Source organism: Pseudomonas sp. SWRI22, assembly GCF_014268395.2.
In the GTDB taxonomy this organism is placed as follows: Bacteria; Pseudomonadota; Gammaproteobacteria; order Pseudomonadales; family Pseudomonadaceae; genus Aquipseudomonas; species Aquipseudomonas paracarnis.
The window spans coordinates 346,371-368,753 of sequence record NZ_JABWQK020000002.1 but is presented as its reverse complement, the minus strand read 5'-3'; the positions used below and the strand labels follow the sequence as shown (position 1 = coordinate 368,753).

At 58.0% G+C, this 22,383-nt stretch carries 17 protein-coding genes and 2 pseudogenes; 5 read left to right on the top strand and 14 right to left on the bottom strand.

Annotated features, from left to right (window positions below):
* Positions 1-22: 22 nt before the first annotated feature.
* Both aruF and HU730_RS18995 read right to left on the bottom strand, forming a co-directional pair.
* Positions 23-1,042, bottom strand: coding sequence for an arginine/ornithine succinyltransferase subunit alpha (aruF, locus tag HU730_RS19000; protein ID WP_015885475.1), 1,020 nt, complete (start codon positions 1,040-1,042; stop codon positions 23-25).
* 212 nt (positions 1,043-1,254) lie between these two features.
* Positions 1,255-2,475 carry an aspartate aminotransferase family protein gene (locus tag HU730_RS18995; RefSeq protein WP_186527871.1) on the bottom strand — a complete coding sequence of 407 codons (1,221 nt, stop codon included), beginning with the start codon at positions 2,473-2,475 and terminating at the stop codon, positions 1,255-1,257.
* Positions 2,476-2,863: 388 nt separating this feature from the next.
* Here HU730_RS18995 and HU730_RS18990 point away from each other — a divergent pair, with 388 nt between their 5' ends.
* On the top strand, positions 2,864-7,891 hold the full coding sequence (locus tag HU730_RS18990) for a leucine-rich repeat domain-containing protein (RefSeq protein ID WP_186527872.1): 5,028 nt from the start codon (positions 2,864-2,866) through the stop codon (positions 7,889-7,891).
* Positions 7,892-7,899: 8 nt separating this feature from the next.
* Here HU730_RS18990 and argR read toward each other — a convergent pair whose 3' ends face one another.
* From argR to acs, 8 genes and pseudogenes are all read right to left on the bottom strand, one after another.
* Complete coding sequence (gene argR, locus HU730_RS18985; RefSeq protein WP_034128470.1) at positions 7,900-8,880, bottom strand: transcriptional regulator ArgR; 981 nt, start codon at positions 8,878-8,880, stop codon at positions 7,900-7,902.
* Between the two features lie 97 nt (positions 8,881-8,977).
* Positions 8,978-9,064, bottom strand: a pseudogene (locus tag HU730_RS26785) (outer membrane lipoprotein carrier protein LolA); the annotation flags it as partial.
* 34 nt (positions 9,065-9,098) lie between these two features.
* The gene (locus HU730_RS18980; RefSeq protein WP_014719598.1) at positions 9,099-9,863 is read right to left on the bottom strand and encodes an ATP-binding cassette domain-containing protein; all 765 of its coding nucleotides are present in this window, start codon (positions 9,861-9,863) and stop codon (positions 9,099-9,101) included.
* 27 nt (positions 9,864-9,890) lie between these two features.
* Positions 9,891-11,003, bottom strand: a complete 1,113-nt coding sequence (locus tag HU730_RS18975) for a succinylglutamate desuccinylase/aspartoacylase family protein (protein WP_060765194.1) — start codon at positions 11,001-11,003, stop codon at positions 9,891-9,893.
* Position 11,004: 1 nt separating this feature from the next.
* The gene (locus tag HU730_RS18970) at positions 11,005-11,703 is read right to left on the bottom strand and encodes an ABC transporter permease (protein WP_003193625.1); all 699 of its coding nucleotides are present in this window, start codon (positions 11,701-11,703) and stop codon (positions 11,005-11,007) included.
* Entirely contained in the window at positions 11,700-12,389 is a 690-nt protein-coding gene (locus HU730_RS18965; protein WP_003193627.1) for an ABC transporter permease, read from the bottom strand. Before HU730_RS18965 ends, HU730_RS18970 begins: the two co-directional genes overlap by 4 nt.
* Positions 12,390-12,480: 91 nt before the next feature.
* Positions 12,481-13,266 carry an ABC transporter substrate-binding protein gene (locus tag HU730_RS18960; RefSeq protein WP_034128472.1) on the bottom strand — a complete coding sequence of 262 codons (786 nt, stop codon included), beginning with the start codon at positions 13,264-13,266 and terminating at the stop codon, positions 12,481-12,483.
* A gap of 696 nt (positions 13,267-13,962) precedes the next feature.
* Positions 13,963-15,918 carry an acetate--CoA ligase gene (acs, locus tag HU730_RS18955; RefSeq protein WP_005790645.1) on the bottom strand — a complete coding sequence of 652 codons (1,956 nt, stop codon included), beginning with the start codon at positions 15,916-15,918 and terminating at the stop codon, positions 13,963-13,965.
* Between the two features lie 397 nt (positions 15,919-16,315).
* Here acs and HU730_RS18950 point away from each other — a divergent pair, with 397 nt between their 5' ends.
* The 3 genes and pseudogenes from HU730_RS18950 to HU730_RS18940 all read left to right on the top strand — a co-directional run.
* A complete protein-coding gene (locus HU730_RS18950) occupies positions 16,316-16,585 on the top strand; it encodes a DUF2790 domain-containing protein (RefSeq protein ID WP_034128473.1) in 270 nt (89 codons plus the stop codon).
* A 554-nt stretch (positions 16,586-17,139) separates the two neighbouring features.
* Positions 17,140-18,390: a ribonucleotide-diphosphate reductase subunit beta gene (locus HU730_RS18945; protein ID WP_014719604.1), complete on the top strand. Its 1,251-nt coding sequence runs from the start codon at positions 17,140-17,142 to the stop codon at positions 18,388-18,390.
* Between the two features lie 71 nt (positions 18,391-18,461).
* Positions 18,462-18,628: pseudogene (locus tag HU730_RS18940) on the top strand (HNH endonuclease); the annotation flags it as partial.
* A gap of 138 nt (positions 18,629-18,766) precedes the next feature.
* Here the strand turns inward: HU730_RS18940 and HU730_RS18935 are convergent.
* From HU730_RS18935 to HU730_RS18925, 3 genes are read right to left on the bottom strand one after another with little or no spacing between them, the layout of a single operon-like run.
* Positions 18,767-19,063 (bottom strand): hypothetical protein, encoded by a 297-nt coding sequence (locus HU730_RS18935; RefSeq protein ID WP_054918287.1) that lies wholly within the window; start codon positions 19,061-19,063, stop codon positions 18,767-18,769.
* The gene (locus tag HU730_RS18930; protein WP_186527837.1) at positions 19,060-19,770 is read right to left on the bottom strand and encodes a DUF4225 domain-containing protein; all 711 of its coding nucleotides are present in this window, start codon (positions 19,768-19,770) and stop codon (positions 19,060-19,062) included. Before HU730_RS18930 ends, HU730_RS18935 begins: the two co-directional genes overlap by 4 nt.
* Positions 19,767-20,252 (bottom strand): Hcp family type VI secretion system effector, encoded by a 486-nt coding sequence (locus HU730_RS18925; RefSeq protein ID WP_034128476.1) that lies wholly within the window; start codon positions 20,250-20,252, stop codon positions 19,767-19,769. Before HU730_RS18925 ends, HU730_RS18930 begins: the two co-directional genes overlap by 4 nt.
* 379 nt (positions 20,253-20,631) lie before the next feature.
* On the opposite strand from HU730_RS18925, the gene HU730_RS18920 reads away from it, so the two are divergent.
* Positions 20,632-21,279, top strand: a complete 648-nt coding sequence (locus HU730_RS18920; protein ID WP_054918285.1) for an HAD-IB family hydrolase — start codon at positions 20,632-20,634, stop codon at positions 21,277-21,279.
* 98 nt (positions 21,280-21,377) lie between these two features.
* Here the strand turns inward: HU730_RS18920 and HU730_RS18915 are convergent, their stop codons facing one another.
* Entirely contained in the window at positions 21,378-22,337 is a 960-nt protein-coding gene (locus tag HU730_RS18915; RefSeq protein WP_096144845.1) for a LysR family transcriptional regulator, read from the bottom strand.
* Positions 22,338-22,383: the final 46 nt, after the last annotated feature.

Sequence of the window (22,383 nt, the reverse complement as noted above, 5' to 3'; positions counted from 1 at the left end):
AGCCACCCGCGAAACTCTCTTTTTAAACCGCAACCAGGCGCACACTGGCGCCTTCGCCAACACCCAGCGCTTCGGCTGCCGCCAGGTCCAGGGTCACTGGTTTGCCGGGCGCGTAGTCCAGCTCCAGCATCACCGCGCGGTAATCCTGCAACTGCGCGTTGCTCACCAGGTATTGGCGACCGACGCCCTTGACCATCTCACCGATTTTCACTGGCACCACGCGGCTCTGGGCAATCGAGCGAATGCCCGACACCCGGGCGTGCAGCGTCGGGCCACCGTCGAAGATGTCGATGTAATGGTCAGTTTCGAAACCTTCACGCATGAGGATGTCGAAGGTGATTTGCGCACGCGGGTGCACCTGGCCCATGGCTTCTTGCGCTTCGTCCGGCAGCAGCGGCACGTAGATCGGGTAGTGCGGCATCAGCTCGGCGAGGAAGGTACGGCTTTTCAGCCCGCACAGGCGCTCGGCGGCGGCGTAGTTGAGGTCGAAGAAGTTGCGGCCAATGGCATCCCAGAACGGCGAGTCACCGTTCTCGTCGCTGTAGCCGACAATCTCGGTCACCACCGAGTCGGCAAAACGCTCGGGATGGCTGGCGACAAACAGCAGTCGGCCACGGGAATTGAGTTCCGACCACGGCGAACCGACCAGCGCAGGCTTCACGTAGAAACTGGTGAGCAGGCTGTTGCCGGTAAGGTCGTGGCACTGGGAAAGCACGTGGATCTTGTTGTGGATCTTCAGCTCGCGGGAGGCGTGCACGAAGGTCTCGTTACGAAAGCTATAGAACGGCTCGGAGTAACCGGCCGAGGCCACGATGGCCGAGCAGCCGGCGAGCTTGCCGGTCTCGGTGTCTTCCAGCACGAAGAAATAGCTCTCTTCACCGTTGAAACTCACCTCGGCCGCGAAAGAAGCTTCGCTGGCCGCGATCTTGTCGCTCAGGCGTTCCACATCATCCGGCAAGGAGGTGACACCAATCGGGCTGTCCGCAGCCAGACGCTGTACCTCGCCCAGATCAGCCATTTGCGCGGGGCGCATCACCAGCATGGTGTCACTCCTTAACTCGAAAACTCACAGAGGAAAAAATGCCGGACACAGGCCCTGGATACACATCGGTCTCAATGTGTCAGCAGATCCATGTGGGAGCTGGCTTGCCTGCGATACAGGCAACTCGGTATATCAACGGCACCGAGGTGATGCTATCGCAGGCAAGCCAGCTCCCACATGTGTTCAGGTCCGGCCAATAAAATGTGTCGCTATCAGGCTTGCGTCAACGTCTTCACAGCACGCTCAAAACGATTCAGGCCTTCATTGATGTCCGCCTCTTCCACCACCAGGCTCGGTGCAAAACGCACCACGTCGGGGCCGGCTTGCAGGATCATCAGGTTTTCTTTCTCGGCCGCGTTGAACACGTCCTTGGCCTTGCCTTTGAAGGCATCGCTGAGTACGCAACCGATCAACAAGCCCATGCCACGCACTTGGGTGAAGATGCCGTACTGCTTGCCGATCTGCTCCAGGCGCGCCTTGAACAGGTCGTGCTTGGCATTCACACCCGCCAGCACTTCTGGGGTGTTGATCACGTCGATCACCGCTTCCGCTACCGCGCACGCCAGCGGGTTGCCGCCGTAGGTGGTGCCGTGGGTGCCGACCACCAAGTGCTTGGCCAGGTCTTCACGGGTCAGCATCGCCGCAATCGGGAAGCCGCCGCCCAGGCTCTTGGCGCTGGTGAGGATGTCCGGCGTCACGCCGTAATGCTGGTAGGCAAACAGGTGGCCGCTGCGGCCCATGCCGGTTTGCACTTCGTCGAATACCAGCAGCGCATCGTGGGTGTCGCACAGTTCGCGGGCGCCTTGCAGGTAAGCCAGTTCGGCTGGCAGTACGCCGCCTTCGCCCTGGATCGGTTCCAGAACCACGGCGCAGGTCTTATCGGTGACCGCCGCTTTCAGCGCAGCCAGGTCGTTATAAGGAACGTGGGTGATGCCGGTGATTTTAGGCCCGAAACCATCGGAGTACTTCGACTGGCCACCGACGTTGACGGTGAACAGGGTACGGCCATGGAAGCTGTTCAGCGCGGCGATGATCTCGTACTTCTCGCTGCCAAAACGGTCGAACGCCACGCGACGGGCCAGCTTGAAGGCGGCCTCGTTGGCTTCGGCGCCGGAGTTGCAGAAGAACACGCGCTCGGCAAAGGTGGCGTCGATCAGCTTGTGGGCCAGGCGCAGCGCCGGCTCATTGGTGAACACGTTGGAGACGTGCCAGAGTTTGTTGGCCTGTTCGGTCAAGGCACCGACCAGTGCCGGATGGGCGTGGCCCAGAACGTTAACCGCGATGCCGCCGGCAAAGTCGATCAGCTCTCGACCGGCCTGGTCCCACACGCGCGAACCTTGGCCACGCACAGGAATAAAGGCAGCAGGTGCGTAGTTGGGCACCATCACCTGGTCGAAATCGGCACGTTGCACCGGGGCTTGCTCAACGGACATCGGAGTCTCCTGAAGAGGAACGCCTGCCTGGAACTGGCGGGCGATGCAGGGATTGTAAGGACAGTTTTCAGTGGGGCCTTGTCGCCAAGCGACAACTTCTTATAGCGCCAACCCGTGTTTTTCGCGGGTTTACGCCAATGCGACAAATAGCGTCGCAATGGCGCAGTTTAAACGCTGCGGCAGGTTTACGTCAGGATCATGCAGCGAAAGGGTTGGCGCGCCCTGACGATCTAATCGCGCCTACCTGAGTTCCGGGCAGCACGGCCTGATAAGCAAGGGAGGCAAGCGCAAGATCTGCAGGTTTCTTTGCGGGCATCACTATATATGCTCCCGCCCTGCATCAAAGTTGGTGTGATGTCGCTGCCTCAACTCAATGAAGATCCAGCCCATGCCCACCCCAACTCAGACCTCGCTCTCCCAACACCTCGCACAAGTCGCAGCCGTAGTGCCCGCCGAGGTCAACCCCCGCCTACCGAAATGGCTAGGGAACGCCTCAAGTGCCCGGCGTCAGGCCCTGAAAAACAGCCCAATTGAATTCGCCGATTGGTATGGCGATGCCAACCGCACCCAGCAAGCTCCTGCCAAGAAGGCCCTGGAGAACAGTTGGAAGGCACAAAACCAAGTCGACAGCGCCCTATCCACGCTCCAATCCCCGCAGGCATTTGCCGCCCCCTTGCTGCAGCAGGCACTCAAGCAGCAGTTCGACGCCGACTGCGACGTCAGCGCTATTTACCTGCGCTTGTATATCCCACAGACCACACCGCTGCTTCCCATAGAAACTGGCGCCAAAACCTGGACCGTTTCACTGGTGGAGGCGGCATTGCACAACTTTGATGCGGGCGAAAGCAAGCCGACGGCATATGCCCCAGAGTCGACATTCATTACTCAGCCCTCCGCCACCGGGCAATTCAACACGCTGCCCCAATTACGCGAGAAAATCAGCATCGCGCAATTCATTGGGTTATGCCGCACGCTGGATGTCGGCAAGCAATACCAGCGCTACCTCAAGAACCTTTTGGGCTTCAATGACGCGGCGATCAAGGCTCAACTGCGCCAAAAGGTCATCAACAGCCTGAAAGCCGACGCCCAAGCCAGCTTGCATATGGCGCAGCTGAAAAAAGATGTATCGCCCCAAGCGTTCAATGCACTTCGCAGCTTTCTCAAAAACCTGATCGGCGACCTGAACGGCAGGCCGTTGCTGTGCCATGACCTTAACCTGATGAACGCCCCCCTGACCGGCATCGTGCTGTTCGCCGCCGACCTGGAGTCCAATCGCAGCGCCGTCCCGATGGTGGCCTATATTCCGGGCGACCCGCAATCGCCGCTCAAGTATTACGCCAACGGTCAGGCCTTCATGCAGGACCTGGCGAACAAACTGCGCAGCGCCGACTATCAGGCGTTTTTCAGCCGTTTCGTCAGGCATGAACAGCGTGGCTACTTCTTTGCCGATCTCAACAGCCGCTTATCACAGGTCGTCTGGCACGAGCATGTTTCGGGCGACCCCCGCCCTGTCTGGCGTGACGAACCCGTGGCCAAAACCAACCTGCAATTCTATGCGACGAAAATCACCAACGACCTGTACGAGCACCTGTATGAGAACAAGCTTGATAAGTTGCTCAACGATGCTCGCGTAACAGCCATTCCCACCGCCGACGCTGACAGAAATGCTCGCTGGCGGCACTGGGAGGTTGTGCAGAAAATCGGTGAAGCCATTCTCGAAATCGCCGCCTTCATCGCAACACCCTTTGTTCCGCCGCTGGGCTTACTGATGCTCGGCTATACCGCCTATCAACTGCTCGACGATGTGTTCGAAGGCGTGCTCGACTGGGCTGAAGGGCTCAAGCGCCAGGCATTCGGGCACCTGATGTCAATCCTTGAGCAAATGGTCCAACTGGGGATGTTCGCGGTCGGCGCACCGATAGCCGAAAACCTGTTGCGACAGACGCTACCGAAGGCGCTATGGGACTTCTTTGACAGACTCACTCCGGTGACCACCGACCGTAAAACCCGCCTGTGGAACCCCGACCTGGCGCCCTACGCCCACGACATTCAACTGGTTCCAGGGTCGCGCCCCGGCCCGCAGGGATTACATGCCCATCAACAAAAGCAGATCCTGGCGCTGGACGGGCAATTTTTCTCCATCAAACAACCCTCGGGCAACGCTAGCCTTGAACACCCTACGCGCCCCCACGCCTACCGCCCACGCGTACTGAGCAATGGCAAGGGCGCCTGGTTGACACCCGTGGATCGCCCGTTGACCTGGAATCGCACCACCTTGCTGCGCCGGCTCGGCCCATCTGCCGAAGGTATCAGCGAAGCGGGTCTTGAAAGAGCCAGTCGCATCAGCGAGACCAATGATGACGCCCTGCGCAAACTGTACATGGACCACCAACCGCCACCGCCGCTGTTGGCCGACACACTCAAGCGCATCCGGATCGATGAGCAGCTGCAAACTTTCATCGACCAAATGAACAGCGATGACCCTGCGATGTATCAGAAGGCTGATACCCAAACGCAACTGTGGCTGCTGAGCCAGACGGGCCTATGGCCCGAATCCAAGACCCTGCGGTTTCTCAACGCCAAAGGTGAAACCGTCTGGGAGCACAAAGGCCATAAAAACGCCGCCGTGGCACAGATACACGAAGCCCAGATGAACAAGGGCGATTTGCTGACGATCGTGCTGGAAACCTTGAACGAGTCGGAACGCAAAACCTTGCTTGAAGAGCCGTTCGGCCCCACGCCCACCCTGCCTGCACGCACCGCTAAACTGCGCAAACAACTGGCACGCGCAGCTCAGAAAAGCCGCGCCTCGCTGTTCGACTCGCGTTATCGCGGGCTGGAGATAACCGCTGACGCACGCCTGCAAACCATCATCGACGCCGCGCCCGGCCTGCCAACGAGCGCCGCCGAAGACGTATTACGCTGCTCCACCGGCCAGCAGTTGCTGGACATCGACCAAGGCAAGGTACCCGCGCCGGTACTTGAGCGAGCACGCTGGGCCGCTCATCACGTTCGAATCAGCCGGGCGCATGAAGGGTTGTACATGACCGCTCTGGAAAACAGCGACACCCACCGCCTCGCCCTGCACTCGCTGGAAAACCTGCCGGGCTGGTCGCCGTCTGTGCGCCTGGAAGTGCGCGATTTCAAGCAAACCGGCAAGCTGCACGATGCAATCGGCGCTCCTGAAGCACCGATCAAACGCACCCTGGTGCGTACCATCGAAGGCGAGTACATCCCCGAAGACGAAAAAGGCATGGTGCTTGCCGAAACGGATTTTTACACTGCCGTCCTGCAGGCCCTGCCTGACACTCAGCGCGATGCGCTGGGCATTCATATCGGCCAGGGTCCGTTGTTGCGGCAAACCTTGAGCCAGCGCCCCCTGACACGTGAAGCGCTCGGCGCGTTGTTGGCCCAGGATCCAGTGCGCAAACCTGCCTACGACCCCAGGCTGATGCGCCTGCCCGGCGGCATGGAAGGCTACCCCGCCACACCGCCTGAGGCCGGCAGCACCCCCGAGTTGGCGTTGTTACACGAACTGTACCCTGGCCTGAGCCCGCAAGAGCTGGCTCAGACACTGGACATTTTGAACAGCTATCCCAGCACTCCCTTACAGACGCTTCGCTACCTGAAAAACGAGCTTTTACGACTGAAAACCGATCTGATGGCCTGGCGCTCGAGCCTCTTGCAGGCCTCTCTCAACACCGATGCCCCGCTGCCCCCTTCCACGGTCGCCGAAGCGGAACTGCACCGCTGGATATGGACACAAGAACTGCTCCGCGGCTGGCGCCATGAAACGCCGATCGATACTGACCACGCAATCGGACGCACACTGAACCTTGGCTACCCCATTCACGGCGAACTGCCTGTACTCAATGCAAACTTCGATCACATTTCCAGTTTGACGCTAAAGGGTTACCCCACTACCCGGGGAGCGCCAGGTTTCCTCACCCACTTCCCCAACCTACGTACGTTGCATCTGAGCGACGTTGCCCTCAACACAATTCCTCCCGAGGTCATCGCACTTTCTCACCTTGACAGACTGACGCTGCGCAACTGCAACCTGACCCTGCAAAACCGCGCAGACCTTGATCCATTCACAGGACTCAAAAGCCTGGACCTGTCCAACAACAATCAGCTGTCACGGTCTCCCAACCTCGGGCACATGCCCGAACTACAGACGCTGAACCTGAGCGGAACCCATATCTCCCTGTTTCCCGAGAACTTGCTCAATCGCCCCCAACTAGTCAGCGCCGATCTGAGCAACAACTATTTGAGTCGGCTGCCTGATTTGATCTTCCAACTGCCAGGCAATGCCGCCAAAGCCTTTAACCTGTCAGGCAACGGGTTCTCACGCGCCACGCTGCAGAGGATCAAAGCCTATTGCCAGGCAACCGGCGAACATTTTGGTGCTGATGCCAACCCCGCGCAGCGGCTTATGGTGCAAGCGCTTTACCCCAAGTACAACGTCGACCAGGCGAATAACTTCATTTTCAGGCTGCCCGGCGGCCTGGACGACTCAATGGCACACTTGGTTCGCTTGAAAGCGGACTACGAGCGTCTTCAAGCCGATTTGCAGGAATGGATAGTGAGTGTGCCGGCGCAGCATCCGCGTACGAGGGCACCACTGGACGAGCAAGCCCAGGCTCAGCAGCAGTTGGTGCGAGACGAACTCAAAACAGTGCTGGAAGCAGCTTGGCGACGGGAAACCGCTCTGGACTCCGATCAAGAGCCGCCTGCCGCCTCCCACGAAATGGAAGTGACGCTGGCGCCGCTAGGCGATCTACCGTCATTGAATATCGATTTCGAGCACATTTCGAAGCTGGAATTGAGAGCAGAGGAAACTACGTCGATTCCCCAGGGATTTCTCGAGCACTTTCCCAACCTGGAAAGCCTGCTGATCTACCGCTATGCCTTGAACGACATTCCTGGCGCCGTGTTCAATCTACCCAAACTCAAGTCACTGAGCCTTGCAAACAGCCATATTCGCTTGACCACCACCAGCGCCGACGCCCTGAGCGACCTGCAAAACCTTGAGTACCTGGACCTGAGTCATAACCCGCTGGGCGTCGTGCCCGACATCAGCAAAATGTCGGGACTGACAGGTTTGATGATCGAAGAAGCCGGCCTCACGCAAGTGCCGAACGGAATATTCAACCTGCCATCGCTTGATCAAGTGAGCTTGCGCAACAACCAGATTAGCGAGCTGCCCAGCGACCTCCTTGAAATGGATGCAGACAGAGCCCAGGGCTTCGACCTCAGCGGCAACCCCTTCTCGCCCGCGGCGATCGCCATGCTGCGCAGTTATTACAACCGCACGGCGGTAAGTTTCGATGTACCGGAAGCTTTACAACCCCCGCCGATCAATCCCAACCAGGACTCCGTCAGCGGTGGACCCGACACAGAGGGCGATGAATAGCCCGCCGCTCAACCGCGCTCGGAGGGCACCGACGACAACTCGAACGGGCTGCTGCTGCGCCGTTGGTTGCGGTCTTCACGGGGAGTAGCGCCGAAGAAGTTACGGTAGGCGCTGGAGAAATGCGGCCCCGAGGAGAAGCCGCACGACAGGCCGATCTGGATGATCGACTTGCTGGTTTGCATCAACATCTGGCGCGCCTTGTTCAGGCGCAGTTCCAGGTAATACTGGCTGGGAACGCGGTTAAGGTACTGCTTGAAGATGCGCTCCAGCTGTCGTCGTGACACGCACACGTGCTGGGCAATTTCATCGGTGGTCAGCGGCTCTTCAATATTGGCTTCCATCAACAACACCGCCTGGGTCAGCTTCGGATGGCTGGAGCCCAGGCGGTTTTGCAACGGAATGCGCTGGCGCTCGCCGCCTTCACGGATGCGCTCCACCACCAATTCTTCAGACACGGCACCGGCCAACTCGGCGCCATGGTCACGGGCCAGTACCGCCAACAGCAGGTCAAGTACCGACATGCCGCCGCAAGCGGTCAGGCGATCACGGTCCCAATCAAACAGGTGGCTGGTGGCGATGACCTTGGGGAAACGCTCGGCGAAATCGTCCTGCCAGCGCCAATGCACGGCAGCACGATAACCATCCAGCAAACCAAGCTGAGCCAATGGGTACACGCCCGCCGATAACCCGCCGATCACGCAACCAGCCCGAACCAGCTGCTTGAGCGCTGTGCTGAGCTGCGAGGCGATGGCGGCAGGCGGCTCATCCGCCAGCAGGAACAGTTTCTGAAAACCTTCCAGCTTGCCGGCCCACGGCTCGCCCGGCAGTTGCCAGGCCCCCTCGGTTTGCGGCTCGGCCTGCAGAAACGACAATTCGTAGACCACATCCGGATGCACCCGCTGAGCAACGCGCAAGGCCTCCTCAGCCAGCGCAAGCGTGAGTGCTTTTGTGCTGGGCCAAATCAGGAAACCAATTTTGTGGGCGGTCATGGAGTGCTATCCGGAGCGAAAACGGTGAAAGAAGCTGTGGGCCAATGCTAGCCCGTAAACCAACACAAATCTCAAAAACAATGAAGCCCTGCCCTCCTGTAGGAGCGAGCTTGCTCGCGAAAAACCTGAGAACGCCACGGGGTATCAGGCTTCCCGCGTTATCGTTGACGATCTTCGCGAGCAAGCTCGCTCCTACAGGGAATGGGTGGCAACCTTGACTATTTCAAGCTGCCGGACAGGAATTGCTGAAGGCGCTCGGACTGCGGGTTCACCAGCACTTCCCTCGGATTGCCACGCTCTTCAACAATGCCTTTGTGCAAAAACACCAACTGGTTCGACACTTCGCGGGCAAAGCCCATTTCGTGGGTCACCACCACCATGGTGCGGCCTTCCTGGGCCAGGTCCTGCATGACCTTGAGCACTTCGCCCACCAACTCCGGATCCAGCGCCGAAGTAGGTTCGTCGAACAGCATCACCTCAGGTTCCATCGCCAGCGCACGAGCAATCGCTACGCGCTGCTGCTCGCCACCGGACATGTGGCCCGGGAACGCATCCTTACGATGGCCCACGCCGACTTTGGCCAGGTAATGCTCGGCCTTTTCACGGGCCTCTTTCTTCGATATGCCCAACACGTGCACCGGGGCTTCCATCACGTTTTCAATCGCGGTCATGTGCGACCACAGGTTGAAATGCTGGAACACCATGGACAGGCGTGAACGCATACGTTGCAGTTGCTTGGGGTCGGCAGCCTTCATGGCGCCGTCCTTGTTGGCCACCAGTTTCAGCTCTTCGTTATTGAGCAGAATCTTGCCGGCGTGGGGCTGCTCCAGCAGGTTGATGCAGCGCAAAAAGGTACTTTTGCCCGAACCGCTGGAACCGATGATGCTGATCACATCACCGGCGGCGGCGGCCAGGGACACACCCTTGAGCACTTCATGACTGCCATAGCGTTTATGCAGGTCTTGGACTTCAAGCTTGTACATGCGGTCGGTTCTCACAAAAACAGGTGGTCAGTCGTTGAGCAAGCGCCCGTGACGCAGCGCTTCGCGCCCCGCCACCTTGGCCAGCCAGAAACCCGCTTGGGCATAACGTAGCCGTTCAACGGCAAACAACACCCCCGAGGTGCCCGCGCAAATAGTGCTTACGCGGTCAGTCAGGGGGTCAATCACTTCAAAAATCTCGTCGCCGGTTTCTACCCAGTCGCCCGCTTTACGCAGGTAACTGATCACCCCGGCATGGGGCGCGAACAGCAGTTCGGTGCCCTCGAAAGGCACACCTTCGCAAGGTTCGTGTTGCGGCGCGGGCCACTCGCCCTTGATCAAGCCTTGTTCGGCGAGGAACGCAAGGATGCCTTCGGCGTGGAAGATGGCTTCATCACGGCCGGTGTCGGCCTGGCCGCCCAACTCCAACGTCGTTGCCAGGCAGGCCAGCGGAATCTGCGCCTGCGGGAACATGCGCGACAAACGCAGCCACGGCAACGAGCACGCCTCGTCAAACGAACTGCCGCCGGAATCTTCCGCCAGCAGGCCGACCTTCACATTCAGATGTGCCGACAGCGACCGCCACTGCGGCCAGTGTTGGGGCAGCGCGTACATGTGCAGTGCGGCTTCGGCGTCGCAATGCAGGTCCAGCACCACATCGGCGGTGCAGGCATGGCTCAGCAGGATACGCTGCATGCCTTGCAACTGGCTGCTCGGCTCGGGCAAGGCGGCCAGCGTATCGCTCATGGCCTGGCGAATCATGCGCACATTGGCGTGCGGGTCATCACCCAGTTTGCCTTGCAACAATGCACCGACCGGCTCGCTCAGCTCAACGAAGTCGCGATTGAAGTTCTTGCCGCTGCCCACTTCGAAACGCCCCTGGTGGCTGCCTTGCAACAGCTGGCCAAGGCCCATCGGGTTAGCCACCGGCACCAGCTCGATCACGCCGTTGAGGGCGCCCTGCCGCTCCAGCTTTGTGAGGCGTTTTTTCAGTTCCCACGCGGCACGCATACCCGGCAACTCATCGGCGTGCAGGCTGGCCTGGATATAGGCCTTGCGCTCGCCGCTGCCAAAGCGGAACACGCTCAGTTGGCGCTCGCAGCCCAAATGCCCCCAGGGCAGCAGATGATCGATACGTTCCATATCAGTGCTTCCGTGGAGCCAGGTAGCTCAGCCAGCGGCGCTCGGCCAACTTGAACAGGCGCACCAGGATGAAGGTCAGGCACAGGTAGAACACGCCAGCGGTGATATAGGCTTCGAACGGCAGGTAATACTGGGCATTGACCGTACGCGCGGCACCGGTGATGTCGATCAGGGTAACGATGGACGCCAGGCTGGTGGTCTGCAGCATCATGATCACTTCGTTGCTGTACTGCGGCAGCGCACGGCGCAGGGCCGACGGCAACAGGATGCGGCGGTACAGTTTGTAGCGCGACATGCCCATGGCCTTGGCCGCTTCGATCTCACCGTTAGGCGTGGCCTTGAGGCTACCGGCGATAATTTCGGCGGTGTAGGCGCTGGTATTGATCGCAAACGCCAGGCACGCACAGAACGTTGCGCTGGACAGCAGCGGCCACAGGAAGCTTTCGCGCACCACTTCGAACTGTGCCAGGCCGTAGTAGATCAAAAACAGCTGCACCAGCATCGGCGTGCCGCGGATCACGTAGGTGTAAAGCCAGGCCACGCCGTTGACGATCGGCTGCTTGGACACGCGCATCAAGCCCAGGGGCAAGGCCGCGAGCAGGCCGAAGAACAGCGAGATAGCGAGCAGTTTCAGGGTGGTCAGCAAGCCGCCAAGGTACAGCGGCATGGCCTCCCAGATGACGTTGTAGTCGAAGATCATAGATCAGCCGCCCTTACGCCTACCGAGTAGCGCTTCTCAAGGTAACGCAAGGCCAGCAACGACACGCTGGTGATCACCAGGTACATCGCCGCCACTGCGAGGAAGAAGGTAAAAGGCTCGCGGGTGGCGTCTGCCGCCTGCTTGGCCTTGAACATCATGTCTTGCAGACCTACCACCGAAATCAGCGCGGTGGCCTTGGTCAATACCAGCCAGTTGTTGGTAAACCCGGGGATCGCCAGCCGAATCATCTGCGGCACCATCACCCGGAAAAACACCTGGAAGCTGCTCATGCCATACGCCAGGCCGGCTTCGGCCTGGCCCTTGGGAATGGCCATGAAGGCGCCACGGAAGGTTTCCGAGAGGTAAGCGCCAAAGATGAAACCCAGGGTGCCGATACCGGCGGCCAGGGGGTTCAAGTCGATATAGTCGTCAAAGCCCAATAGCGGCGCGACGCGGTTAAGCAAGTCCTGACCGCCGTAGAAAATCAGCAGGATCAGCACCAGGTCGGGGATCCCGCGGATCACCGTGGAGTACAAGTCGCCCAGCCAAGCCAGCCAACGTACCGGCGACAGGCGTAGCGCGACCCCGATCAGACCCAGAACAATGGCCAAGGCCATGGACGACAAGGCGAGCTGAAGCGTCAACCAAGCGCCATCGAGGATAACGGCCCCGTAGCCTTTCAACATGATTCAGGTCCTCGAAAAGGGGGATGAAAAAATGGCGCAAACTTCAGGATGACTGTTGCTTGCGCCATTTCGGACAGACAGCTGCGATGAGTTACTTGGCGTCAGCGCCGTAAATATCGAAGTCGAAGTACTTGTCCTGGATTTTCTTGTATTCGCCGTTGGCACGGATTGCAGCGATGGCCGCATTGATGCGCTCAAGGTTTTCCTTGTCGCCTTTGCGCACTGCGATGCCGATACCGTCGCCGAAGTATTTGGCTTCGGTGAACGATGGGCCTACAAACGCGTAGCCTTTGCCGGCGTCGGTTTTCAGGAAACCATCTTGCAGCAGGGTGGCGTCAGCCACGGTACCGTCGAGACGACCGGCAGCCACGTCCAGGTAGATTTCGTTCTGGGTACTGTAACCCTTGATATCCGCACCTTTTGGCGCCAGGACTTCACGGGCGAAACGATCGTGGATCGAACCGCGCTGCACACCGATCTTCTTGCCCTTCAACTCATCCAGGCTGTCGCTGACGGTGGTGCCTTCCTTCATCACCAGGCGCGCTGGGGACAGGTAGTAGCGGGTGGTGAAGTCCACGGATTTCTTGCGGTCTTCAGTGATGGACATGGACGACAGAATCGCGTCGATCTTGCGCACTTTCAGCGCAGGGATCAGGCCATCGAATTCCTGCTCAACCCAGGTGCACTTGACGTCCATCTGCTTGCACAGCGCATTGCCGATGTCGTAGTCAAAACCGACAATGCTGCCATCCGGCGCCTTCGAGGCAAACGGAGGGTAAGCCGCTTCGATACCAATTTTCAGCGGCTTGCCTTCGGCGAAAGCCTGCATGGACAGCACGGACAGCGCCAGGGCGCCCAACAGCACGAGTTTCTTCATCTTGGGACTCCATCGGTATAGGGCAAAAACAGCAGTATGAGCCATGGCCCACGATGCGGCGAAGGTGTAACCGAATAGCGGTGCTGCGTCCTGCGCGGGCGACACCTGCGACGACGAGCGAGTGATCGGCATTCTAACGACAGGCCGGAAGCCGATATTTCCTCAATGCGACAACAATTTACAGAAGCACTGAGAAAGCGGTTCCAACACATTGACAGCCTCTGAATTTTATGCAGAGACAAAAGATATTAAACCTGATGATGCTGCAAATTGCGGGCCTATTATTCGCAAACCCTTCTAGCACGGCAAGTCTGGCGTTTAATCTTATTTTTGGGAGTGTCTAGAACGCGGTTTTTCGGGGCGGGGCGTGGTCCATTGCCCCAGCTTTGTGCGGATGGTTACACATTTGAGCGGGCCGGTAACATTCAGAAACGTCCTACCGGAAAAACCGATATTTATTGGCTTGGTTGTGATGCGGCTCTGTCAGACCGCCGCCTACACCCCTTTATGAAATGCGATCTGAACTGTGGGAGCTGGCTTGCCTGCGATAACGGTGTATCAGCCAAAGATGGGCTAACTGATAAATAGCTATCGCAGGCAAGCCAGCTCCCACACTGCATCTCGGTGTTACATGGCCCCCCACAAAAAAGCCCCACCCGGCTTGCACCGAATGGGGCTCTGTCCCACCTTCCCCGCTTACGCGACGTTCATGGTCTTGTGCGTTTCAATCAAATGCGCCACCACGCTCGGATCTGCCAGGGTGGAGATATCCCCCAACCCGTCGTATTCAGCCGTGGCGATCTTGCGCAAAATGCGCCGCATGATTTTCCCAGAGCGCGTTTTCGGCAACCCGGGCGCCCACTGGATTACGTCCGGCGAGGCAATCGGCCCGATTTCCTTGCGCACCCAGTTTTTCAGCTCCAGGCGCAGTGCTTCGTTGGGCTCTTCACCATTCTTCAAGGTGACATACACATAGATACCCTGCCCCTTGATGTCGTGGGGCACGCCCACCACCGCCGCCTCGGCGACTTTGGGGTGAGCAACCATGGCGCTCTCGATCTCGGCGGTGCCCATACGGTGGCCGGACACGTTCAACACGTCATCCACGCGACCGGTGATCCACCAGTAACCATCCTCATCGCGACGTGCGCCGTCACCGGTGAAGTACATGCCGCGGAAGGTCTTGAAGTAGGTGTCGACAAAACGGTCATGGTCGCCGTACAGGGTACGCGCCTGGCCTGGCCAGGAATCCAGAATCACCAGGTTGCCTTCGGCGGCGCCTTCGATGATGTTGCCCAGGTTGTCCACTAGCGCCGGCACCACACCGAAGAACGGCCGTGCCGCCGAACCCGGCTTCAACGCATGGGCGCCTGGCAGTGGGCTCATCAGCGTGGCACCGGTTTCGGTCTGCCACCAGGTATCGACGATCGGGCAACGGGATTGGCCGACGTTCTTGTAGTACCAGTCCCAGGCTTCCGGGTTGATCGGCTCACCCACCGAGCCCAACAGGCGCAGGCTGCTGCCGTCGGCGCCTTCGCAGGCTGCGGTGCCGGAAGCCATCATCGCGCGGATCGCGGTCGGTGCGGTGTAGAGGATATTGACCTTGTGCTTGTCGACGATCTTCGCCACGCGGGTGATGTCCGGGTAGTTCGGCACGCCTTCGAACAGCAGCGTGGTCGCGCCATTGGCCAGCGGGCCGTAGACGATGTAGGTGTGGCCAGTGACCCAGCCGACGTCGGCGGTGCACCAGTAGATTTCGCCCGGGCGATAGTCGAATACACGCTCGTGAGTCAGGGCCGCATAGAGCAGGTATCCGCCGGTAGTGTGCTGCACGCCTTTAGGCTTGCCGGTAGAGCCGGAGGTATAGAGGATGAACAGCGCTTCTTCGGCGCCCATCTCTTTTGGCGCGCAGACAGTGCCCGCCACTTTCATCAAGTCTTCGTACCAGATGTCGCGGTGCTGGTTCCACTTGATCGCGCCATTGGTGCGCTTGCACACGATCACCTTCTGGATGCTGCTGGTTTCCGGGTTGGTCAGTGCGTCGTCAACGTTAGCCTTAAGCGGAATTTTCTTACCGGCGCGAATGCCTTCGTCAGCGGTAATCACCACTTTCGACTTACAGTCGATGATGCGACCGGCCAGGGCTTCTGGGGAAAAACCGCCAAACACCACCGAATGGATCGCGCCGATGCGGGTACAGGCCAGCATGGCGACCACGGCTTCGGGAATCATCGGCATATAGATAGTCACCACATCGCCGCGGTGCACGTCCTGGCCGCGCAAGGCGTTGGCGAACTTGCAGACTTCTTCATGCAACTCGCGGTAGGTGATGTTGCGGCTCTCGGCAGGGTCGTCGCCCTCCCAGATGATTGCGATCTGGTCGCCACGCTCGGCGAGGTGACGGTCCAGGCAATTGTAGGAAACGTTCAGGGTGCCATCGGCGAACCATTTGATGTCGACATGGTGGTCGTCGAAAGAGGTCTGCTTCACCGCGGTGAAAGGCTTGACCCAGTCAAGGCGCTTGGCTTGCTCGCGCCAGAAGCCATCGGGGTTGACCACCGACTGCTGGTACATGGCCTTGTAGGTCGCCTCGTCGGTCAGCGTATTGGCTGCTACTTCGGGGCGAACGGGGTACAGGGAAGCCGCACTCATCTTTCTTACCTCGGTGACATAGTTGTTGTTGTATGGCCCCTGTTGTAGCCGGGGTGGGCCTATAGAACCATTCGACGATGGTAGTAACAAGACCCTACAAATTGCCCTGCTATGCCTTTTCAACGCTCTGGCCCGCGTGCTGCGGCGGCTGGCAGGTTTCTGAAAAAATCTTGATTGAGGGATTGTTACAAAAACCGCCAAAAGTGTTTATCAAAACCACGGGTATATGAATATAACCGAGGCGCCTAAAATCAACTCCGCCAACAAGGCACTCTGATTAACAACGCAACAGCCCCCACGAAGGCAACGTTAATCCGAACTTCCCAACTTTTAAGTGACACACGCGGCCTCACAAGGGCCCCGTGCCCCCTTTCGCCCTGAAGAAGGTAATGAAGAAATGAAAGCGTTATTAGTGATCGCCCTGAGCAGCTTGTGCGCCACCGCCGCCCTGGCGGACGAAGCCCCGACTGAACTGGCCGGCCAGAACGCGCCGATTGTCGAGGACTACACCTATAGCACGCACTTGGATGTGGCCAAAGTCTTGTCCATGAGCAGCATTCCAGAAGTCTGCGAAGTTGTACCGGTGAAGATGGAATATGAAGATTCTCAAGGCCAGCGTCATATTCTTAACTATCAAGTAATGGGCAATGGTTGCTCTAACGGCTAACAACTTCTGAAGTTGGATTCTTAATTGCCGCAAGAAATCGTTCTTGCGGCCAAGAACCCGCCCTTGAATACACCCCACATCAATTGTGGGAGCTGGCTTGCCTGCGATGGCGATTTCAGCCACGACCACTCTTTTTACACCCCCTTCCCCTGCCCCAAAAAAAACATCCCCGCCCGTCAAAAAAACCCACGCCCAGCAAAGCCTTGCAAACACTCGCTTTGGCCGAAACCCACGTCATTTTGGCGCTCCCAAGTGACCATCCGCCGCAACACAAACCTGAATTTTTCCCTATAATGCGCGGGTAAATCGGGCCTGCAATATCCCTTTACACAGGGATAAAGAGCCAGACCTTGAGCCTGCGCTGCAGCAAGTACGCATCGCTGCGCCCCTCAAGCCTCATGCAGCACCCGCAACCTGATTCCGTTTATTTGCCTGCGCGAGCTGTTGCAACAAACGATTCCTTAAGATCCACCGCGGCCCTAGGGCCGTGTGAACACCCAACCATCCGGTTTCACACGGGCACCTTTGAGCCCTCACGCAGGAGACGACACGTCATGCTGAGCTGGGACGAATTCGACAAAGAAGAAGAAGGCGAAGTAGCCGCCAAAGGCGCCAACGCCGGCCACGCCACCGAAGCCAACATGGACCGCCTCGACGGTGCCGGCGCCGCCGCCGCCGTGGAAGCCCGCGCCGTCACCGCCAACGACTCCGCCGCCATCGTGCGCGCCAAGGCCGCCCTGGACAAACTCGACGTCGCCGAAGGCCTCGCCGAGCTCGAAGGCGCCTCCGCCCGCGTCGCCGTTGACGAAAAGCGCATGATCAACTGCCGCGCCGACCTCAACCAACTCGTGCCATTCAAGTACGACTGGGCCTGGCAGAAGTACCTCGACGGCTGCGCCAACCACTGGATGCCGCAAGAGGTCAACATGACCGCCGACATCGCCCTGTGGAAAAACCCCGAAGGCCTGACCGATGACGAACGCCGTATCGTCATGCGCAACCTGGGCTTCTTCTCCACCGCCGACTCCCTGGTAGCCAACAACCTGGTGCTGGCCGTGTACCGCCTGATCACCAACCCGGAGTGCCGCCAGTACATCCTGCGCCAGGCCTTCGAAGAAGCGATCCACACCCACGCCTACCAGTACTGCATCGAATCGCTGGCCATGGATGAAGGCGAGATCTTCAACATGTACCACGAGATTCCATCGGTCGCCAAAAAGGCCGCCTGGGGCCTGAAATACACCCGCTCGATCTCCGATCCGAAGTTCGAAACCGGCACCGTCGACACCGACAAAGAACTGCTGCGCAACCTGGTCGCCTACTACTGCGTGCTGGAAGGCATCTTCTTCTACTGCGGCTTCACCCAGATCCTGTCCATGGGCCGCCGCAACAAAATGACCGGCGTGGCCGAGCAGTTCCAGTACATCCTGCGCGATGAGTCGATGCACCTGAACTTCGGTATCGACGTGATCAACCAGATCAAAATCGAAAACCCGCACTTGTGGGATGCCGAGATGAAAGAAGAAGCGACCCAGATGATCCTGCAAGGTACGCAGCTGGAGATCGAATATGCGCGGGATACCATGCCGCGTGGGGTGTTGGGCATGAATGCGGCGATGATGGAAGACTATCTGAAGTTCATCGCAAACCGTCGCCTGTCGCAGATCGGCTTGAAGGAAGAGTACCCAGGCACGACTAACCCGTTCCCGTGGATGAGCGAGATCATGGACTTGAAGAAAGAGAAGAACTTCTTCGAGACCCGTGTGATCGAGTATCAGACCGGCGGCGCGCTGAGCTGGGATTGATCCGGACTAAGCACTAAAGGAAGCCCTGGCATGTTCAGGGCTTTTTTTCGTCGGTAAAAAGGAATTTGCTATTTCTTGAAGTACATCACGTCAAGCACCTAGCCCAGAAGGGTTCGGATCGCATCACCAATGCTGTAGCCTTGTGCCCAATTGCCATCAGCGTTGTCATCGGTCGAGTGGTCGGGAGGCTTTTAGCGAAAGGCTTTACGCCAAGATCGGAAGACTGGCACGGCAGTAGGCTCCTGTTGTCATAGCTGATGCATGCTTAATACTATTAGATAGGACCTAGGCCAACCCGTGTACCCAGACATGCTCGAAGCCGAACCTAAGGCCTAAGTACTCTCTGCCTCCGACAGCCTACACTCTCTTTTTTCGTTCAAAACCAGCGCCTGACCTCCCACTTCACCGGAAGTGCAAATCCATGAGCCAATATGCCGAAAAAGGCAATCCACTCGATGATTGGATACTGAATAATAAAATCAGTCCTAATCCCAAAAAAAGGAAACTCGCCATACTTAATCACCTCAATATAGGACACGACAAAAAAACCGTTAAATATCACACATAAAAATAACTTCAAGGTATTAAGACCTTCCCCCGAAAGCCTAGCCCTTAAGGCATACGCACCGACCACACCAAAAACCACAAAAACAAGAGCATAGAACACAATCAATCTACCACCCCCTGATACACCTGCTTCCCTGTCTCGTAATCAATATAAACCTCAACACCTAATGGAAACATCCCCATTCTTTTGTAAGCCCTCTCCTTATCTGACCTTATATATCTGAACAAACGCCAAGCATCCGGCTTCAATACAAGCCTACGTAGACTATAAAAAGACATAATCATATCCGTGCCACCATAGGCTAAATCACCTCCACTTTCGCCATACCCGAGGGACTGTGCTGCGCCGCGATATCCAGTTCTGACCGGTCCAACTGTATCGGAATGCCCCTCAAGCATATTCCTACCATTTTCATACATGTTATTAGCGCCGTGCGCCATAATCGGGATGCCCGCGAGCAAACACAGCGTACCGACTGAGGCGTAGCAAATTCCTGCCCCCGTCGCAAACTGAAGTGCGCCCGCGATAACCCCGATGCCTTTCCTCCCCACCTCCAGGGATTGGTTTAGGAGGCTTTCTTGTTCGTGCTTTATTTCTTTCAATCCCTGATCAACAGTTTTTCTGCCGTCCTCAACTTCCCTAACAATACTCCGAGCGTAATAAGCCACCTCACGATTGAATTGCAGCCGAACAATCCCATCATTAATATTCCGAGCACTTATCGTACAAGCCTGGTTAGTCAGATACGCCGCAGCCTGACTAACCACCCATAGGTCTTGAAAGGTAGGTTTCCGTTCTTCATTTATGTTCACCGGCCTGTCTCCCAAGTACTGAAGCCACTTGTTCCCGCCTGATGATGAGTCCAGATTATTTCACGATATTTAAGCGCAACATGCTCTTGTGCCTCTGCATCAATATGCAAAACAGAATGCGGTACGTCGACAGTGAGGTCGGTGATGATGCAGCCTCGAATATCGACGCTGTAGTATTTTTCATGCCAGCCCGATTGGGCGATCCGATAAAAATTGATGACGCAGTTGAGCTCTTCCCTGTTGGAGAGCGCTACCGCCAGCAAGGGTGACGATTTATCGATATTTTTGGTAATGGCAATCGGCCCATGACTCGACGCCCTGACGTTGCCCCTGTTGGCCATATTATGGTGGAAGGACAGCACCATTATCTCGTCGCAGTGCCCCTCCTGCCACTTGTTGCCGATAGAGTCTTGAGTCGAACACTTTGCAGAAATCAGACCTTGGGATTTGCCGCTGATGGTCATGTAGCCGTGGTTTGCCATAGGGTTAACGCCTTTTTGTTTTTGGCATTTACCATACGAAAAATAGCAAATAGGAAATATCGGAAAGTTCGCTTTAAGTGGTGCGAGTGGTATGTAGGAAATTTAACCCACACTCCAATCAGTCGGCCAAAACACTTGTAAGACCTAACTGCACTCGCTCTCGAATGAGCGTGCCGGAACCTCGGAAGCCCCACTCCTGGCTCAGGGGTAGTAAACTCGTATCGCCATAAACGCATGGACCGTCGCACGCACACAAAAGAGCGCAGAGGCTGACCCGCAGCGACCAGGCTGAACCGTCAACCTGAACCCCGGCAGGCAAGCGCCAGTCACAACGCTATGAAACCGCCCTACCTGATAAGGACCACCCGTGAACCCAGACATGCTCGAAGCCGGCCCCGCAGACGCCAAAGTACTTTCCGTCTTTGACTTCGACGGCACCCTTACCCACCACGACAGTTTCGTGCCCTTCCTCAAGTTTGCCTTTGGCCCCGGTGAGTTTTATGGCCGGATGGTCAAGCTGGCGGTGCCGGGGCTGCGGTTTTTGGTGCGGCAGATCAGCCGGGATGAGCTGAAGGCGCAGTTGATTCGCACCTTTATGACCGGGGTGGAGAAGGCTTGGGTTGAGCAGCAAGCGCAGGAATATTGCCAGGCGCGCTGGAGCAAGCTGATGCGCCCGAGCGGTTTGCAGTCGGTGGCGGATGAGGTGAAGTCCGGGGCGGTGGTGACGCTGTGTTCGGCGTCGCCGGCGTTGGTGTTGCAGCCGTTTGCCGACCGGCTTGGCATCCGCTTGATCGGCACTGAGCTTGAGGTGGTGGATGGGGTGCTGACCGGCAAGCTCACCGGGAATAATTGCCGTTGTGAGAATAAGGTGCTGCGCCTTGAAGCGGTTTATGGCGACCTGGGGGAGTATCGGCTCAGGGCCTGGGGCGATACGCGCGGGGATCGAGAGTTGCTGGCGGCGGCGCAGGATGCGCATTTTCGGCATTTTCATGCGAAGAAGAAAAAGCGAGCTCGGTTGCAGCGGTGATGCGGGTGGGTGAGGTTGGCGGGGAGACCGAGGCGATCCCATCGCAGCCTCGCTGGGGCTCGACAGCTCCCCCATTTGATCTGCGTAGCTCGGGAGAGCTATGTCGAAGCTTTGAGGTCCACGCTCAAGGCTGTGGCGAAGGCTTTGACCATCGGGCTCCGTGGCGCGTTGTGGCGCAGGATCAGGTTGAGCGCGGTGCTTAAATGAACCTGCTCTGGGCACAGTGCGCGCAGGCGCCCTTCCTTCACCAGTGGCGTGGCGTAGTGTTCTGGCAGAAAGCCCAGGAAGCGGCCGGTGAGGATCAGGATGGCGACGGCTTCCACTTGTGAAGCCGAGGCGGACTGGCTGTCGTGGCCGACGAAGTTGGCCTTGTCGCGATGGATCGCATACCGATGGTTGACCACTTCGTATTGGCGAAGCGCATCGGGGGTGATGTCGCTCGCAGTGAACAAGGGATGCCCTACGGCGCAGTAGGCGTGGGCCTTTTCTTCGTAGAGCGGGAAGTAGTCGAATTCTTCACGGCGTTGGTACACCGGGACGATGCCGGCGACCAGGCGCCCTTCCACTACTCCGCGTTCAACTTCGTCCAATTGCGAGGCGTGTAGGCGCAATCTTATTTTTGGCGATTGGCGATGTAAGTTGCCCAGAGCGGTAATCAGCGGGGAATTGACATCAGAGACGGTGTTATCAATAACGCCCACACTCAGGTCGCCGATCAGTTCGTTTTGCGCCGAACTAAGCTTGTCGCGAAAACTGTCCACTGAGGTAAATAACTCGATGGATGCTTGATACACCAACTTGCCTTCTTCGGTCAGCCCGAACCCTTCGCGGCCCCGTGTGCACAGGCGCATGCCGATGCGAATCTCCAGGTCGGAGATCTGTTTGCTGATGGCCGCCAGGCCCACGTTCAGCTCGTTTTGCGCAGCACTGAAGCCGCCGGCTTCGACCACGGCCATAAATACCCGCAGCAATTTGAAGTCCAGCCCACTCAGTTGCAGCGGTGCTCGTGTGCCGGGTTTTGGCGGCAGGTTTCCAGAAGTGGAAAGTGGGGTTTCCATAATGCGCGTTGACCTCGAGTGCCATATTCAACAGGCTTGAACCCAA

What these genes read in the sequence shown, in the direction of transcription:
- aruF (WP_015885475.1), bottom strand. Translation starts at nt 1,042, where the DNA reads ATGCTGGTGATGCGCCCCGCGCAAATGGCTGATCTGGGCGAGGTACAG.
- HU730_RS18995 (WP_186527871.1), bottom strand. Translation starts at nt 2,475, where the DNA reads ATGTCCGTTGAGCAAGCCCCGGTGCAACGTGCCGATTTCGACCAGGTG.
- HU730_RS18990 (WP_186527872.1), top strand. Translation starts at nt 2,864, where the DNA reads ATGCCCACCCCAACTCAGACCTCGCTCTCCCAACACCTCGCACAAGTC.
- argR (WP_034128470.1), bottom strand. Translation starts at nt 8,880, where the DNA reads ATGACCGCCCACAAAATTGGTTTCCTGATTTGGCCCAGCACAAAAGCA.
- HU730_RS18980 (WP_014719598.1), bottom strand. Translation starts at nt 9,863, where the DNA reads ATGTACAAGCTTGAAGTCCAAGACCTGCATAAACGCTATGGCAGTCAT.
- HU730_RS18975 (WP_060765194.1), bottom strand. Translation starts at nt 11,003, where the DNA reads ATGGAACGTATCGATCATCTGCTGCCCTGGGGGCATTTGGGCTGCGAG.
- HU730_RS18970 (WP_003193625.1), bottom strand. Translation starts at nt 11,703, where the DNA reads ATGATCTTCGACTACAACGTCATCTGGGAGGCCATGCCGCTGTACCTT.
- HU730_RS18965 (WP_003193627.1), bottom strand. Translation starts at nt 12,389, where the DNA reads ATGTTGAAAGGCTACGGGGCCGTTATCCTCGATGGCGCTTGGTTGACG.
- HU730_RS18960 (WP_034128472.1), bottom strand. Translation starts at nt 13,266, where the DNA reads ATGAAGAAACTCGTGCTGTTGGGCGCCCTGGCGCTGTCCGTGCTGTCC.
- acs (WP_005790645.1), bottom strand. Translation starts at nt 15,918, where the DNA reads ATGAGTGCGGCTTCCCTGTACCCCGTTCGCCCCGAAGTAGCAGCCAAT.
- HU730_RS18950 (WP_034128473.1), top strand. Translation starts at nt 16,316, where the DNA reads ATGAAAGCGTTATTAGTGATCGCCCTGAGCAGCTTGTGCGCCACCGCC.
- HU730_RS18945 (WP_014719604.1), top strand. Translation starts at nt 17,140, where the DNA reads ATGCTGAGCTGGGACGAATTCGACAAAGAAGAAGAAGGCGAAGTAGCC.
- HU730_RS18925 (WP_034128476.1), bottom strand. Translation starts at nt 20,252, where the DNA reads ATGGCAAACCACGGCTACATGACCATCAGCGGCAAATCCCAAGGTCTG.
- HU730_RS18920 (WP_054918285.1), top strand. Translation starts at nt 20,632, where the DNA reads ATGCTCGAAGCCGGCCCCGCAGACGCCAAAGTACTTTCCGTCTTTGAC.
- HU730_RS18915 (WP_096144845.1), bottom strand. Translation starts at nt 22,337, where the DNA reads ATGGAAACCCCACTTTCCACTTCTGGAAACCTGCCGCCAAAACCCGGC.